Source organism: Sphingobacterium suaedae (assembly GCF_042684625.1).
GTDB classification, from domain to species: domain Bacteria; phylum Bacteroidota; class Bacteroidia; order Sphingobacteriales; family Sphingobacteriaceae; genus Sphingobacterium; species Sphingobacterium suaedae.
On sequence record NZ_JBHULR010000004.1, the window covers coordinates 338,955 to 352,881 of the forward strand.

The 13,927-nt window shown below is 41.8% G+C and carries 17 protein-coding genes; 8 read left to right on the forward strand and 9 right to left on the reverse strand.

Going from position 1 to position 13,927, the window contains the following annotated elements; all coding sequences use genetic code 11:
- Positions 1-10: 10 nt before the first annotated feature.
- Genes ACFSR5_RS11010 through purE form a run of 4 tightly spaced genes read left to right on the forward strand, consistent with a single transcriptional unit; the run spans position 11 to position 2,778 of the window.
- On the forward strand, positions 11-592 hold the full coding sequence (locus tag ACFSR5_RS11010; RefSeq protein ID WP_380903673.1) for an NADH-quinone oxidoreductase subunit A: 582 nt from the start codon (positions 11-13) through the stop codon (positions 590-592).
- A 7-nt stretch (positions 593-599) separates the two neighbouring features.
- Positions 600-1,100 (forward strand): NADH-quinone oxidoreductase subunit B, encoded by a 501-nt coding sequence (locus ACFSR5_RS11015; RefSeq protein ID WP_380903675.1) that lies wholly within the window; start codon positions 600-602, stop codon positions 1,098-1,100.
- A gap of 14 nt (positions 1,101-1,114) precedes the next feature.
- Complete coding sequence (locus ACFSR5_RS11020; protein WP_380903677.1) at positions 1,115-2,257, forward strand: 5-(carboxyamino)imidazole ribonucleotide synthase; 1,143 nt, start codon at positions 1,115-1,117, stop codon at positions 2,255-2,257.
- Between the two features lie 11 nt (positions 2,258-2,268).
- Positions 2,269-2,778, forward strand: a complete 510-nt coding sequence (purE, locus tag ACFSR5_RS11025) for a 5-(carboxyamino)imidazole ribonucleotide mutase (protein WP_380903679.1) — start codon at positions 2,269-2,271, stop codon at positions 2,776-2,778.
- Positions 2,779-2,820: 42 nt separating this feature from the next.
- On the opposite strand, the gene ACFSR5_RS11030 is transcribed toward purE, so the two are convergent.
- The 4 genes from ACFSR5_RS11030 to bshA all read right to left on the reverse strand — a co-directional run bounded on the left by ACFSR5_RS11030 (position 2,821) and on the right by bshA (position 6,479).
- Entirely contained in the window at positions 2,821-3,795 is a 975-nt protein-coding gene (locus ACFSR5_RS11030) for a sugar phosphate isomerase/epimerase family protein (RefSeq protein WP_380903681.1), read from the reverse strand.
- A gap of 119 nt (positions 3,796-3,914) precedes the next feature.
- Positions 3,915-4,478, reverse strand: coding sequence for a ribosome recycling factor (gene frr, locus ACFSR5_RS11035; RefSeq protein ID WP_380903683.1), 564 nt, complete (start codon positions 4,476-4,478; stop codon positions 3,915-3,917).
- Positions 4,479-4,504: 26 nt separating this feature from the next.
- Positions 4,505-5,209 (reverse strand): UMP kinase, encoded by a 705-nt coding sequence (gene pyrH / locus ACFSR5_RS11040; RefSeq protein WP_380903685.1) that lies wholly within the window; start codon positions 5,207-5,209, stop codon positions 4,505-4,507.
- Positions 5,210-5,342: 133 nt separating this feature from the next.
- The gene (gene bshA / locus ACFSR5_RS11045; RefSeq protein WP_380903687.1) at positions 5,343-6,479 is read right to left on the reverse strand and encodes an N-acetyl-alpha-D-glucosaminyl L-malate synthase BshA; all 1,137 of its coding nucleotides are present in this window, start codon (positions 6,477-6,479) and stop codon (positions 5,343-5,345) included.
- A 254-nt stretch (positions 6,480-6,733) separates the two neighbouring features.
- Between bshA and arfB the strand changes: the two genes are divergently transcribed.
- From arfB to ACFSR5_RS11065, 4 genes are all read left to right on the forward strand, one after another.
- Entirely contained in the window at positions 6,734-7,141 is a 408-nt protein-coding gene (arfB, locus tag ACFSR5_RS11050; RefSeq protein ID WP_380903689.1) for an alternative ribosome rescue aminoacyl-tRNA hydrolase ArfB, read from the forward strand.
- A 155-nt stretch (positions 7,142-7,296) separates the two neighbouring features.
- Complete coding sequence (locus ACFSR5_RS11055; RefSeq protein ID WP_380903691.1) at positions 7,297-7,674, forward strand: BlaI/MecI/CopY family transcriptional regulator; 378 nt, start codon at positions 7,297-7,299, stop codon at positions 7,672-7,674.
- Between the two features lie 69 nt (positions 7,675-7,743).
- Entirely contained in the window at positions 7,744-9,486 is a 1,743-nt protein-coding gene (locus ACFSR5_RS11060) for a TonB family protein (RefSeq protein WP_380903693.1), read from the forward strand.
- Positions 9,487-9,505: 19 nt separating this feature from the next.
- Positions 9,506-10,330, forward strand: coding sequence for a hypothetical protein (locus tag ACFSR5_RS11065; protein WP_380903695.1), 825 nt, complete (start codon positions 9,506-9,508; stop codon positions 10,328-10,330).
- Positions 10,331-10,616: 286 nt separating this feature from the next.
- Here ACFSR5_RS11065 and ACFSR5_RS11070 read toward each other — a convergent pair whose 3' ends face one another.
- The 5 genes from ACFSR5_RS11070 to ACFSR5_RS11090 all read right to left on the reverse strand — a co-directional run bounded on the left by ACFSR5_RS11070 (position 10,617) and on the right by ACFSR5_RS11090 (position 13,927).
- Positions 10,617-10,901, reverse strand: a complete 285-nt coding sequence (locus ACFSR5_RS11070; RefSeq protein WP_380903697.1) for a chaperone modulator CbpM — start codon at positions 10,899-10,901, stop codon at positions 10,617-10,619.
- 4 nt (positions 10,902-10,905) lie between these two features.
- Positions 10,906-11,823: a DnaJ C-terminal domain-containing protein gene (locus ACFSR5_RS11075; protein WP_380903699.1), complete on the reverse strand. Its 918-nt coding sequence runs from the start codon at positions 11,821-11,823 to the stop codon at positions 10,906-10,908.
- 572 nt (positions 11,824-12,395) lie between these two features.
- Positions 12,396-12,593 (reverse strand): hypothetical protein, encoded by a 198-nt coding sequence (locus ACFSR5_RS11080; protein ID WP_380903701.1) that lies wholly within the window; start codon positions 12,591-12,593, stop codon positions 12,396-12,398.
- A gap of 213 nt (positions 12,594-12,806) precedes the next feature.
- Positions 12,807-13,571: a hypothetical protein gene (locus ACFSR5_RS11085; protein WP_380903703.1), complete on the reverse strand. Its 765-nt coding sequence runs from the start codon at positions 13,569-13,571 to the stop codon at positions 12,807-12,809.
- Positions 13,572-13,573: 2 nt separating this feature from the next.
- On the reverse strand, positions 13,574-13,927 hold the full coding sequence (locus tag ACFSR5_RS11090; RefSeq protein ID WP_380903705.1) for a GntR family transcriptional regulator: 354 nt from the start codon (positions 13,925-13,927) through the stop codon (positions 13,574-13,576).

Below are 13,927 nucleotides of genomic sequence, written 5' to 3' on the forward strand. Positions count from 1 at the left end.
ATTTTGTCATATGGATGACCCCGCGCAGCTTTCGGAATATGGGAAAATATTATTGATTGCAATAATAGGTATTCTATTGGTGTGCGCGACGATCTTTTTAGCAAAAGTATTGTCACCAAAAAAACCTAATCCGGAAAAATTAAGTACATACGAATGTGGCGAGGAGGCTGTTGGTACTGCTTGGGTTCAACTTAATCCGAGATTTTATGTCATTGCACTTGTTTTTTTGTTGTTTGATGTAGAACTTATCTTTGTTTTTCCTTGGGCAACAGTCTTCGGCAATAAGGTGTTAATTGAAGCGGATGGAAGATGGGGATGGTTTACCCTGATTGAAATGGCGATTTTTCTCGGTATATTACTAATAGGCCTTATTTATGTTTGGCGCCGCGGAGATATTTCATGGATTCGACCTGTGCATCGAACACCCGAAGTTTCTGTCGGGATTCCTGCTAAAGCGTATGATTTGTTGAACACGAAGAAATATGCACTACGGAGTTATAAGGAAGAGACGTTGCAACCTCTGGAAGAAGAAGTGAAAGAAGCTGTTGCCAAAACAGTCGGATTCCGTCCTAAATTTAAGAAGTCAAACTGATTAGCCTATGAGTGTGACCCAATCCCAAAATGGAGGCGTAATTATCGCAAAAATGGATGATTTGCTGAACTGGGCAAGATTATCATCGATGTGGCCTGTGAGCTTTGGCATTGCGTGTTGTGCCATCGAGATGATGGGAGCCATGGCTTCCACTTATGATTTGGACCGCTTAGGAGTTTTTCCTCGACCTTCACCAAGACAATCTGATGTTATGATCATTGCAGGGACTGTGACATTCAAGATGGCCGATCGGATAAAAAAGTTGTACGAACAGATGCCTGAACCAAAATATGTAATATCCATGGGTTCATGTTCGAACTGCGGTGGACCATATTGGCAGCATGGATATCATGTCGTAAAGGGAGTGGATAAGATCATTCCTGTTGATGTTTACGTTCAAGGATGTCCTCCACGTCCAGAAGCATTGATCGGTGCTTTTTTAGAATTACAGAAAAAAATAGAAACAGAGAATATTCTTCAGGATCAGTACTTTCCTGAAAACGGTTAATATATAAAGTAAGTATGGCAAAAGATTTTTATGGCGAGTTGCAATTAGGCATTTTAGGGGGCGGGCAGTTAGGCCGTATGCTTATCCAAGAGGCGATCAATTACAACGTGAACGTGCATATATTGGATCCAGACAAGAATGCGCCTTGCCGTAAATTGTGCAATCGTTTCGAATGTGGGTCGTTGAGTGACTTTGAAACGGTGTATAACTTTGGTAAGGAATTGGACATGATTACCATTGAGATTGAGAAGGTGAATGTAGACGCCTTGGAAAAGTTAGAAGAAGAGGGGGTGGTCGTTTATCCACAATCACGTATTATCCGATTGATTCAAGACAAGGGGTTGCAAAAACAGTTTTTTAAGCAAAATGACATTCCAACGGCTGCGTTTCAATTGATGTCCACGAAAGACAATTTATATGAAACAGTGATTGGCCTGCCGTATATACAGAAGTTGCGGCGTGACGGTTACGATGGAAAAGGTGTGAAGAAAATCAGTACACCGGATGATATTGCAACGGCTTTTACGGAACCTTCCTTGGTCGAAGAATTGGTCGATTTCGAAAAGGAAATCGCAGTTATTGTCGCGCGGAATGATCGTGGCGACATTTCAACTTTCCCGCTTGTTGAAATGGAATTTAATCCGCAGGCCAATTTGGTCGAGTTCTTGATATCTCCTTCTACTTTGGCTTTAGAGATTCAAGTTCAGGCAGAAGAGATTGCCAAAAAGATAGCAGGCGATTTACAGATCGTCGGTTTGTTGGCTGTCGAAATGTTTTTGACCCGAGATGGACAGATCTTGGTAAACGAACTCGCGCCTCGGCCACATAATAGCGGACACCATACCATTGAGGGGAATCTGACATCGCAATTTGCACAGCATCTTCGTGCCATTTTTAATTTACCCTTAGGCTCTACAGCAGCGCGAACGCACGCAGTAATGATTAATCTGTTGGGAGAACCGAAATATGAGGGGCTTGCTAAATACGATGGGGTAGAAGAAGTACTGGGTCGAGAGGGAGTTTTCGTACACCTCTACGGTAAAAAATATACCAAACCTTTTCGGAAAATGGGGCATGTTTGCATTGTCAATGAAGACCGGGAAGTAGCCATTAAAAACGCACGTTGGGTGCAGGAAACGTTAAAAGTTAAAGCATAGATATTGTCTATATGAGTCAGGAAAATAAAGTAGTTGTTGGGATAATAATGGGGAGCAAATCGGATCTTCCTGTTATGCAAGATGCGATTGAGGTTTTGAAAAAACTAGGTGTGGATTTCGAGGTATCTATCGTCTCCGCTCACCGGACGCCGGAACGGATGTTTGATTATGCGAAGTCTGCTGCGGAAAGGGGGCTTAAGGTCATTATTGCAGGCGCAGGTGGTGCTGCGCATCTGCCCGGGATGGTGGCTTCCATTACGCATCTACCCGTCATTGGTGTGCCTGTAAAGTCTTCGAATTCTATTGATGGTTGGGATTCTGTTCTTTCTATTTTGCAGATGCCCAACGGAATTCCTGTGGCTACAGTTGCTTTGAACGCAGCAAAAAATGCAGGCATTTTATCTGCACAAATTTTGGCGATTGGATCTGCTGAGCTTTCGGAAAAGGTAAAAGCCTTTAAAGCCGAGTTGAAAGAGGCTGTTGAAAAAAATGCGCTTGAAGTTGAGCAACTAAAATTTTAGCGCTGAGTAAATAGCAAAAAGAGAGCATTTGCTCTCTTTTTGCTATTTAGCTAGGGATTTCTGTACATAGTCGAAGCTCTTTTTAATACTTTCAAATTTGTTAGGGAGGTAGATGTCATCCTGTTCTACAAATGCATATTGAAGTCCTGATTTTTCTGCATAACTAGCAATATTTACAAAGTCGATAGCGCCTGTGCCCACCTCCGTATATTTGATTTCCTTCATGATTCCCATAAAGTCGGCCGTATCGAACTTTTCACCAACAACAGGTGTGGTAAATTGTTTATCCATGTCTTTGATGTGCCACATGCTGAAACGACCCGGATATTTTTCGAAGTAAGATTGTGGTTTTAAACCCGCCTTTTCAATCCAAAATAGGTCCAGTTCAAAATCAACAAGTTCGGGTTGCGTAAAAGCAATCAGTATATCCAGGCCCTTGGTGCCATTGGCGAAATTCCGAAACTCCCAAAAATGGTTATGGTATCCTATTTTGATGCCGGCTTTCTTTGCCATTTCTCCGGCCTTATTAAGCTGTTCTGCAGCGTATTGATAATCTTCGATTGTTAAATTGTTTAGGTCGTCCATTGGCGTTACGGGTGCGACGACGTAGGTTTGTCCCAGTTGGTGTGCAATTTCGATGTATTTTTCTATATTTTCTTTGTCTTGGTGATGACGACTCAGATATTTGGACATATCGTAATGACCGCTATGCGTTTTTAGTCCTTGATTGTCCAGTACGCCTTTTAACTCCGCGACGGGTAAATTCCAGTAGCTTCCGGACGCAGCATCAACACCGAAAGTTTCTACGTGTTTGTAACCTATTTTGGCGACTGTCTCTAAAGTTTTTATAGGATCGGTGCCGATTAAATCCCGAATCGAGTACAACTGGATACCCAAGTTGTGAAACGGGCCATTGCCCGTTTTATTTCCGGAGCAGGAAAATAGGTAAGGGCTTAAAAAAGCTGCGGACAAACCTAAACCGGCCTGTTTAAGGAATGTTCTTCTGTTATGTTGCATACCTCTGTCTGTTTAAATTGGTGATCTATTGTGTAATTTAAGTAAAAAATATTAAATGAAAAAAAGGATTCTGTAAGTAAGAATCCTTTTTTTCATTTGATACATTATGTATTTCGTTTTTACACGGTCATAATATCTTTTTCTTTTAACTCAGCAAGTTGGTCAACTTTTACAATAAATGAATCGGTCAACTTCTGTACTTCAGCCTCTCCAGTCTTTATCTCATCTTCTGACACGCCGTCATTTTTTAGTTTTTTGATCGATTCGTTTGCGTCTTTACGTATATTTCGCACCGCAACGCGTCCTTTCTCAGCTTCTTCCTTTACCTTTTTCACTAAGTCGCGACGTCTTTCCTCCGTTAGCGGGGGGACAACCAAACGAATAACGACACCATCATTTTGAGGGTTTAAGCCAATATTCGAATCGATAATCGCTTTTTCGACGGCATTAATGATGTTCTTTTCCCAAGGTTGGATAACGAGCGTTCGTGCATCGGTGGTGTTGATGTTGCTAACCTGCGAAAGTGGCGTCATGCTTCCATAGTATTCTACCGAAATTCCGTCCAACATAGAAGGCGTAGCTTTTCCAGCTCTGATTTTTGTAAGCTCAGATTCTGTATGAGCAACAGCTTTTCCCATGCTCTCTTTACAGTCATCTAGTTCCAAGGAGATTAGTTCGTTCATATCTTTTCTGTTTCTTTTGCAATAGCTTAACTAACGATTGTGCCGATATGGGCTCCATCCGCTAACTTTTTCAAGTTGCCGGGTTTATTCATATCGAAGACAATTATTGGAAGGTTGTTTTCTTGACAGAGGGTAAAGGCGGTCATATCCATTACATTTAGACCTTTTTCATAAACTTCTTGGAACGAAATGTTTTCATAACGTTGAGCCGAAGGATCCTTTTCCGGATCTGCCGTATAGATTCCATCCACACGGGTTCCCTTAAGTACGGCGTCTGCATTGATTTCAATTGCGCGTAGTGATGCCGCTGTATCTGTTGTGAAATAGGGGTTTCCTGTACCAGCGCCGAATATAACAACTCTACCTTTTTCGAGGTGCCGTACGGCACGCCTGCGAATGAAAGGCTCACATATTTGTTCCATTTTAATGGCTGTTAACAACCTCGTTTTCAATCCTACTTTTTCCAACGCATCCTGTAAGGCCATACTATTGATCACGGTCGCTAACATTCCCATATAGTCAGCCTGCACACGATCCATTCCGGCTTTTTCTGCGCTCAAACCGCGGTAGATATTGCCTCCACCGATGACAATAGCTATTTCTAGCCCTTGACTATGAATTTCTTTAATGTCGTTTGCATATTGCATCACACGATTGATGTCGATGCCGTAACTTTGTTCACCCATTAAGGCTTCACCGCTGAGTTTGAGTAGGATACGTTTATATTTCATGATTGTTTTTTTGGAACATTTCCAAAAGCCAAAGATAGAATTTTTTTCTGAAACTGTTTGGATTTTATTCGCCGTAAAAACCCCAAGAAACAATTCTTGGAAGTAATTCTTTAATCTATCTTGTATGAACAGCTTATTTATTTTTAGACTGACTGACAACCTCTTCATAATAAGCCTCGTATAAAGGAAGGATATTGACGAGGTCAAATTCCTTCGCACGAGCAAACGCAGCTTCCTTGAATTGTTGAAGTCTATCGCAATCTTCTAAAATGTACATGGCATGTTTTGCCATGTCGTCTACGTCGCCAATTTCGCTCAAAAAGCCGCTTATCCCCTGTACATTTAATTCGGGGAGTCCCCCTGTGTTCGACGAAATAACGGGTACGTGACAGGCCATCGCTTCGAGTGCTGCGAGGCCAAAACTTTCTGATGAGGAAGGCATCAAAAATAGATCAGAAACAGACAGAATTTCTTCGATAGCATCTTGTTTTCCCAAGAAACGGACATCTTGGCTAACGCCGAGCTGTCTGGCTAGCTCTTCCGCATTTCTGCGTTCGGGGCCGTCACCAACCATCAATAATTTACTAGGAATGACTTCGTTTACCTTTTGAAATATACGTACGACGTCTTGGGTGTTTTTGACTTTTCTGAAATTTGATGTATGTGTTATGACGCGTTCGTTCCCTGGTGCAATGGCCCGCTTGAAGTGTTCTTTACTTTTACTATGAAATCTTGAAAAATCGATAAAATTTGGAATTACGCGTACTTCTCGGGCGATTTCGAAAGATTCCAACGTTTGCTGACGTAAGTTTTCCGATACGGCTGTCACACCATCGGACTGATTGATGGAAAACGTGACGACAGGGCTGAAGCTCTTGTCTTTTCCTACTAAGGTAATATCGGTCCCGTGGAGTGTTGTCACAACGGGAATATGGATGCCATAGGTAGCCAATATCTGTTTTGCCAAATAGGCTACGGACGCATGCGGGATAGCGTAATGTACATGTAATAAATCCAATTGTTCGAATTTCACGACGTCCACTAATTTGCTGGCTAGCGCCGATTCATAAGGAGAAAAGTCGAAGAGCGGATATTGTGCCATGGCCACTTCGTGGTAATATAGATTTTCGGAGAAAAAATCTAGTCTGGCCGGTTGAGAATATGTGATAAAATGTATCTCGTGACCGTTGGAAGCTAGTGCCTTACCTAGTTCTGTCGCGACAACGCCACTTCCTCCAAAAGTGGGGTAACATACGATGCCTATTTTCATTCGCTGATAGTTTGTTGTTTTATTTGCTTGGACATGTTCAATAATCGATCCGTATTATATACACAAATTTTGTGAACTTTGCCCTTACGCCGTTGTTTGTTATATATGTGATCAAAGCGTGTATTACCATTGCATACTCCTCATGACCAAGGTCTCCGTGAGCATGTTCACGACTTTTTCTCGGCGTAAAGATAAGGATGGTTTTATAATTGTTTTGCAATAATTTCTGACTGCAATATGTATGTTTAAGGACTATGAATAAGGAACTTTTAGTAAAAGAAGTATCGTTTAAAACATCTAGATCAGGAGGTGCGGGGGGCCAGCACGTTAATAAGGTTGAATCAAGGGTGTCTTTGTTTTGGGATCTAAACAAGTCTGACGCCTTCGATCGTACAGAGAAGGCGCAGCTTATTCATTCCTTGAGCCATCGCCTGAATAAGGAAGGTATTTTGCAACTGGATGTGTCAACGGATAGAAGCCAATTTAAAAACAAGGAGCTTGCGCTATCTCGTTTCTTCGAACTGTTGTCAGAAGCTTTGAAGACCCGAAAGAAACGTGTGGCAACCAAAATACCTAGAACCCATGTATTGAACCGTTTAGATCGGAAAAAGAAACAAGCGCTCAAAAAGCAATGGCGAGGAAAACCCAATCCTTTCCAGTAAAATAAGTCTTTGTTACGCATCTTATCTTCGTATTTCTTTGGAAGGCAACACCGAAAAACTGAAAACTAAAAAAATAGTTGTAAAACTAATTTTTTAGTTGTAAACTTGTTTTGTTATCCGAATAGGAGTTAACTGAATATATACATAATACAGAAATGGAAGATATTAAAGAACTTACAAAGGCCGAGGAACAAATTATGCAGGAATTGTGGGAGATGAACGGAGGATTTGTCAAGGACGTCATTGAACGGCTACCCGACCCTAAACCGGCTTATAACACGGTATCGACGATCATTCGTATTTTAGAGACCAAAGGATTCGTTATACACGAATCCTTTGGTAAAAGCCATCGTTACTTGCCGAAAATTGAAAAAGAGGACTACAAGAAATTGGTCACGGGCAAACTCTTGCATAATTACTTTGATAATTCTCCCACAAGCATGTTGTCCTTCTTTTTGGAAGAAAAAAAAGTCGATGTCAAGGATTTGGATGAAATTTTACAAATTATCCAAAAAAATAAGTCTTCGTCGTAGACGGTAAGATCTATTAGAAAATTTACAGGACAAAATTAGGTGCTAATTGAATGAATAAACCTCACCATTATGATCTACATCCTTCTTGTTAATAGTACTATATGGATATGTTACGGACTGTACCGTATCCTTTTTAGGAAGCTTACTTTTTTTCAGTGGAATAGATTTTATCTGCTTGGCTCCGCGGTATTGGCCCTATTGGTTCCCATCGGGCTTTTTATAGACGTTTCCTCGAACCGTTTTATCGAGGAAACTATTCCCACGGTAGACTTGTCAACTTTCTTAGATGATCAACCCATGCTCGTTCGCTCGAAAAGCGCAAACTATTATATTGCTGATTTCTTGGTGCCGATATACTGGTGTGGTGTCTTCTTAGCAACTTGTTTCCTTGTTTATAAATTAGCTCATATTTATCGCATGATCGGCTGCAAAAAGAACACCCGTAGTTTTACTTTTTTCAACAAGGTCGTGATGCGAAAGGATCTAGCAAAAAACCAGACGATTCTCGCTCACGAACAGGTGCATGCACGACAGGGGCATACGTATGATATTCTCTTTATGGAGATTTTTCGCGTTTTTAACTGGTTTAATCCTGTTTTATCGCTGTATGTTAAAGAGCTTAAATTTCAACACGAATGTATTGCTGATGACGCTTGTTCCGAAGATCGCGTAGCTTACGCCGAATTATTGATTGCTAATGCGCTGAGTGTAGACGATGTTCGACTTTTACACGAATTTTCGAACGAATCCGTGCTGAAAAAAAGGATAAAAATGCTGTTCAGAAGAAAATCCAAAGCACAGCTGAAATATATGTACCTTATTGTTGCGCCGGTATTGGCACTGATAGGTTTATCGACGCTTGTTTTTAATACCAGCAAGGCCAAGCATCTAATTGGGAATATAGAAAGCAAGATGGAAAACGCAACGTTTTCTGATCTTAAGGCGTCGATCCATGCGAATACGATATCAGATCATGCTCCCGCAAGTCGAGCGGTACTGCGGGGGGAAGGGTTAACGTCCCGAGCTAATCAGACATTTCTACATGATGCTGAATTGGATGTTACTGCTCAAAAAGACACGGTTCAACCTACAGATGATCAACGCATTTTTACAGCAGTTGAAGTCAACCCTGAACCGATAGGTGGAATACCTGCATTCCGCAAATGGATTGGCGAACACTACACGTTTCCCGAGGAAGCTATCGTGGCTAAAGTCAGTGGGCAGCTCGTGGTTTCCTTTGTTGTCGAACGCGATGGATCGTTACAGCATATTAAGTTGGTCAATGACCTCGGTTATGGGACCGGGCAAGCAGCGGTTACGTTGTTGAAAAGTGCTCCTAAATGGGCTCCCGGTATCCAAAATGGGCGGAAAGTACGTGTTGCTTATACGTTGCCGATCACCTTGGATTTACACGAACCCAAGCCATCATCTCGGGAGCCCCGTCTTGTCGTAAAAGGAACGGCACGGGAACATATAAAAGAACCTGAACAGGAAAAACTGTTTACAGTTACTGAGGTTACACCCGAACCTAAAATGGGTTTAAATGCGTTCAGAAAATGGATAGGGGAACATTACGGCTTTCCACAAGGTGCAATAGATGCCGGTGTCAAAGGGCAAATAATTGTTTCGTTTATTGTGGAGGCTGACGGAAAACTTACCGGTTTCAAGGTTGTTAAAGATCTCGGCCATGGCACGGGCCAAGCGGCTATTGACGTCTTGCGAACAGCTGAACCTTGGATGCCAGGTGTGCAGAATGGCCGTGCCGTTCGGGTTTCGTACACGTTGCCGATCACCTTAAATTTAGAAGCCTAAACTGAAGCAAATAGTTGTTATGAAGTATTTCCTTTACTGTCTATTGCTCATAAGTATAGGAGCATGCACCCCTTATCCTTTTTTGAAAAAAGGTCATTTTATAAACGAGGTGGATGAATATTTCAATTTGAAACAGCGCATGAATATATGGGTGTATATGGATTTTCTCACCAAGGAAAATACGGAATATGGCGTTCGAATGGACAGTCTATATCCGATGGATCGCACTGTTTTCCAGAAAATAGGTTTAGGAAAAAGATCCGTCCATGTATTATTTTCCGCGGTTCCGAAAAATCTACCACGCTATCACTTTGTGGCATTGCTTCATAAAACCAATAAATTTGATTATGTGGCGTACGAGAAGTTTCAGGGGACCGAATCTTTTTATTACTTTAAAGATTTCGAGCTCGACTTTGTTGATATTAGACACGTCGTCATTCCCTATGGATCAAATGGATTAGTCAGCTTGCTCTATTATATTGACAAAGATAGAAACCTGGAACAGCGCTTTAAAGGCATGGCGTATTTGGCCGAGATTAATGCCCGGGAACTTCAACGACAAACGCCTTTTAATGGAAGTTGGCAGGTGTTTGACTGTGAGACCGATGAGTTGATATCTACGACCTTTCATATTCGACAACATCTGACCAAGCAATCGAAGATCGTTTATTTAAAAATGTATGCCGTCTATTCGAACGACAGAGGAATTACTTATGCCAAGATCTTAACAAGGGATGATCCGGACACCGTGCGATTGAAACTGTGCCCAAACGTATATGTTTTAGAGTATGTGACGCCATCCGGTCAGTTAATGCAGCGGGATAGTTTATCAATAGGCTTCTGAAATACGTTAAAACCATTTCATTGACGGTATATGGTCAGTACGAGGACGAGGTGCGTGGTATTGTTTGCACCTTATTAACGCTTCGGTGCATATCCTGTTTTAGGAAAAGGTGAATTGAAATTATCGGCATGTGAACTATTGGATCAGCATATTTCAATCTATTATTCGGCCTTTGGCAATCCGAATGCGTATACAAGTACTTCTACATTGAGACAATATGTATGTTGGGTTTTGTCTATAAAGTTTTAACGGCTTCGTCGAAAAAACCGCAACTACACATCATTTGCTATCTTATATGTTTATCTGTGCGCAAGCGTTCTACTTCCGCTTGCAGGTATTCTATTTTTGTCAAAAGATGTCTCGCGACTTCGATTCCTTGTAGATTGATGTCTAAGTCGTAGTGCCAGGCGGCGAATTGTTCTAGTGGACGCAACTGTTCTTCTTCCAAAAACTCTTCTTCTTCTTCGACAAACAACTCAATCAACCCATTTTCTGATAGTTCGTGGATGAATCTGATCTCAATCTGGTGCGATTTGCAAATATCGCTAACACGTATCCAAGTCGTTTTCATACTATTATTTCTTTAAGTCGGCCAATTGTTGAAAAAGTTCTTTTTCTTTTTCGGTAAGCCCTGTTGGTAGGGATACCTCTAACGTGAGGTACAGATCGCCGAACGCCCCTTCTTGTTTGTAAACAGGGAAGCCTTTGCCTTTCAAACGTATTTTAGTTCCGTTTTGCGTCTCGGGTTTCACTTTAACCTTTATTTTTCCAGCATATGTGTCGACGATTATTTCGCCTCCCAAAAGTGCCGTATACAGATCAACCGGATATACGGTATAAAGATCGTTCCCTCGGCGTTGAAAGTTTGGGTCCGGGTTAATCTCAAATTGTATGTATAGATCTCCTGCAGGGCCTCCATTGACGCCCTCACCGCCTTGGCCTTTTAATCGTATTTTTTGTCCAGTATCGACACCTGCAGGGATCGTGATCCGAATGTTTTTGCCATTAACGGTGAATGTTTGTTGATGCGTGGTATAGGCTTGTTTCAAACTCAATTCAAGAGTGGAATTATAGTCATGACCGCGAAACTTCGTTTGCTTTCCGCCGCCGCGCCTGTTTCCAAACATCTGTTCGAAAAAATCAGAAAACTCACCCGCGTCGTAGTTTCCAGAATATTCGAAATCGAATCCTTCAAATGGATTCCCTGATGCATGACCGCTTTGTCCACTTCGACCATATTGTTGCTGCGCTTGTTCGTAAGCATCGCCGTGCTTCCAATGCTCTCCATATTGATCGTATTTACTCCGTTTTTCTGGATCTGTCAACACTTCATTGGCTTCGTTGATTTCCTGAAATTTCTGTTTTGCAGCTTCATCATTTGGGTTGAGGTCGGGGTGGTATTTCCGAGCTAGTTTCCGATAGGCTTTTTTGATATCATCTGCAGAAGCTGTTTTATCTACTCCTAGTATTTTATAGTAATCGACAAACGCCATAATTTATTTATTGTATACGGATAACAATTGTTACGGACTTTTGTTCGCTGTTTCTTTTGGTTCTAGAGGTGAAAATGTCAGATCGACGTGGGAGAAAGACGGACTGGAAGAACGGAGCCGTCCGACCGTTGTTTTTACACGGATGTTTGCCTCATTCCAGCCTGACCTACACGGGACACACTAGCGAATGTGTTATACGCGTTTGTCTCTATCCGGGCTCGGAGCACGCTATCTCCGCGTGTTTCTAACGCTAACGTTTGTTGTATTGTAAAGAACCCGTTCAATAAGCGACGTTACACCCCCGTCAAGGAGCAAAAACGGAAAAAAAAAGCGCACGCTGCATAGGGATAAAAAGTAGTGCGTCTGTAAACGTACGATGGATGGAGAGAGTGGGGATGAATACGCTTTGTCGGGAGCATTTTGCGGGACGTCTGGATCATTTGCAGCATCATGTTGACGATAAACAGCATCATGTTTGAGTTACTGCAAGTTACTTCTTCGACATTGCGCACCTGTATTGTCGTACAACATGCCTGCAATATGAGCATGTATGAACTGTTTATGGATCAACGCTATTGCATTGCTGCGCAACGTGAGCTGTTGTTCGCCAACATAAGCTGTTCGCGCACGAAGCATAGCGCGAAGCGAACAAACGTGTGCTGTTTGCCGGCTGACGCATATGTATTGTCCACAAACGTATGTGCGACGTCGACTTTTATATGTGCAATACCTTCCAGTATAAGCTGTCCATGATAAACAGCATACTGCAAATGGAGGTTTGTTTTAGTAAATGCTTGATAAACAGTTGTTAACCTCGTTTTTCTTTTCGTAATTCCCGTTATGGTGCATTCCCGTCGTGTGAGAGGATAGGCCGTAAGTTGGATGATCAGTGGATAACGACCGGATGATTACGGGAAAAAAAGTCGCAAATTTTACAGATGATGATTTAGGTAAAAATACCTAGATCATCATGGACAATGGATTTAATTCCGTTTTATGGAAACTCCGCGACCTGCGAATTCGTTTTTGAAGAATCCAGCATTACCCGATACAACTAAGTGTTTAACTTGTTGGTTATCCTCTCTTTTATCGGACTTTATCGTGCTTTTACCACGCAAGTCTGCATGGATAGAGTCTGCCTTAAGCGAAGTTGTATAGTTTACTTCGCCATTTTGGATTATCGCAGATAAATCAGTTACTTCCAGTTCGGAAAGATTGACGACAGATCGTTCGTTGACGGTTAACGCAATCGAATCCAGGTGTGGACGACGTTCTCTACCCTGACCGCCCCGCACGGTCAAACGCGTATGTTGATTTGCTACTAACTTGAGCGACGTTTGATCGAAGCGATAATTTAGGCTGCCAATTACCTTATTGAAGATGACCTCTTTTGGTGGTACTGCCAATGAGATATGCGCATCAAAACCATTGCTGGCGTGAAGAATAAGTGTGTCTCCTACGCGTTCCACCCTATAATCATGTACATCCGAACTGTTCATAAAGTTTGTATTTCCCGGCTGGATATGTAGACCGATCTGTTGGCCGTTTCCTTCCACACGGAGGACTGTTACTTGTGTAGTCAACGGCTTAACAATACGCAAATCTCGGGTTCCCATCCATAATCTAGAAAGGGCGTTGGCCGGTCTATTGTCTTCTCTCAATTGTACAATCCCATAGAGATTCGGAAAGTATAAAATAGAAATGGCTACCACCGTGCCAACAATAAGGTATAAAATTGATTTTTTCATAATTAACGTTTGTGATATAGGGTTATGATCTCGTCGATGGAAATCTTTAGCATATCCATGTTCCGAAATAAGTTAGGCAGTTCGTTTTCTATAAAGTTCAGTTTTCTATCCTGTGTGATGATTTCCATAGCCTCGGATGCCACAAAAAAACCAAGGCCTCGTTTATTATAAATTATATGTTGTTGCTGCAAACTGTCGTATGCGCGCATGACCGTATTCGGATTCACTTCTATATCTCCACCGAGATCGCGGACGGATGGAATCTTATCATCAGTTTTCCATTCCCCTGTCAAAATCTTTTCCATTACATAATTGGCTATTTGCACATAGATTGCTTTGTCTGATTGAAATTGCAT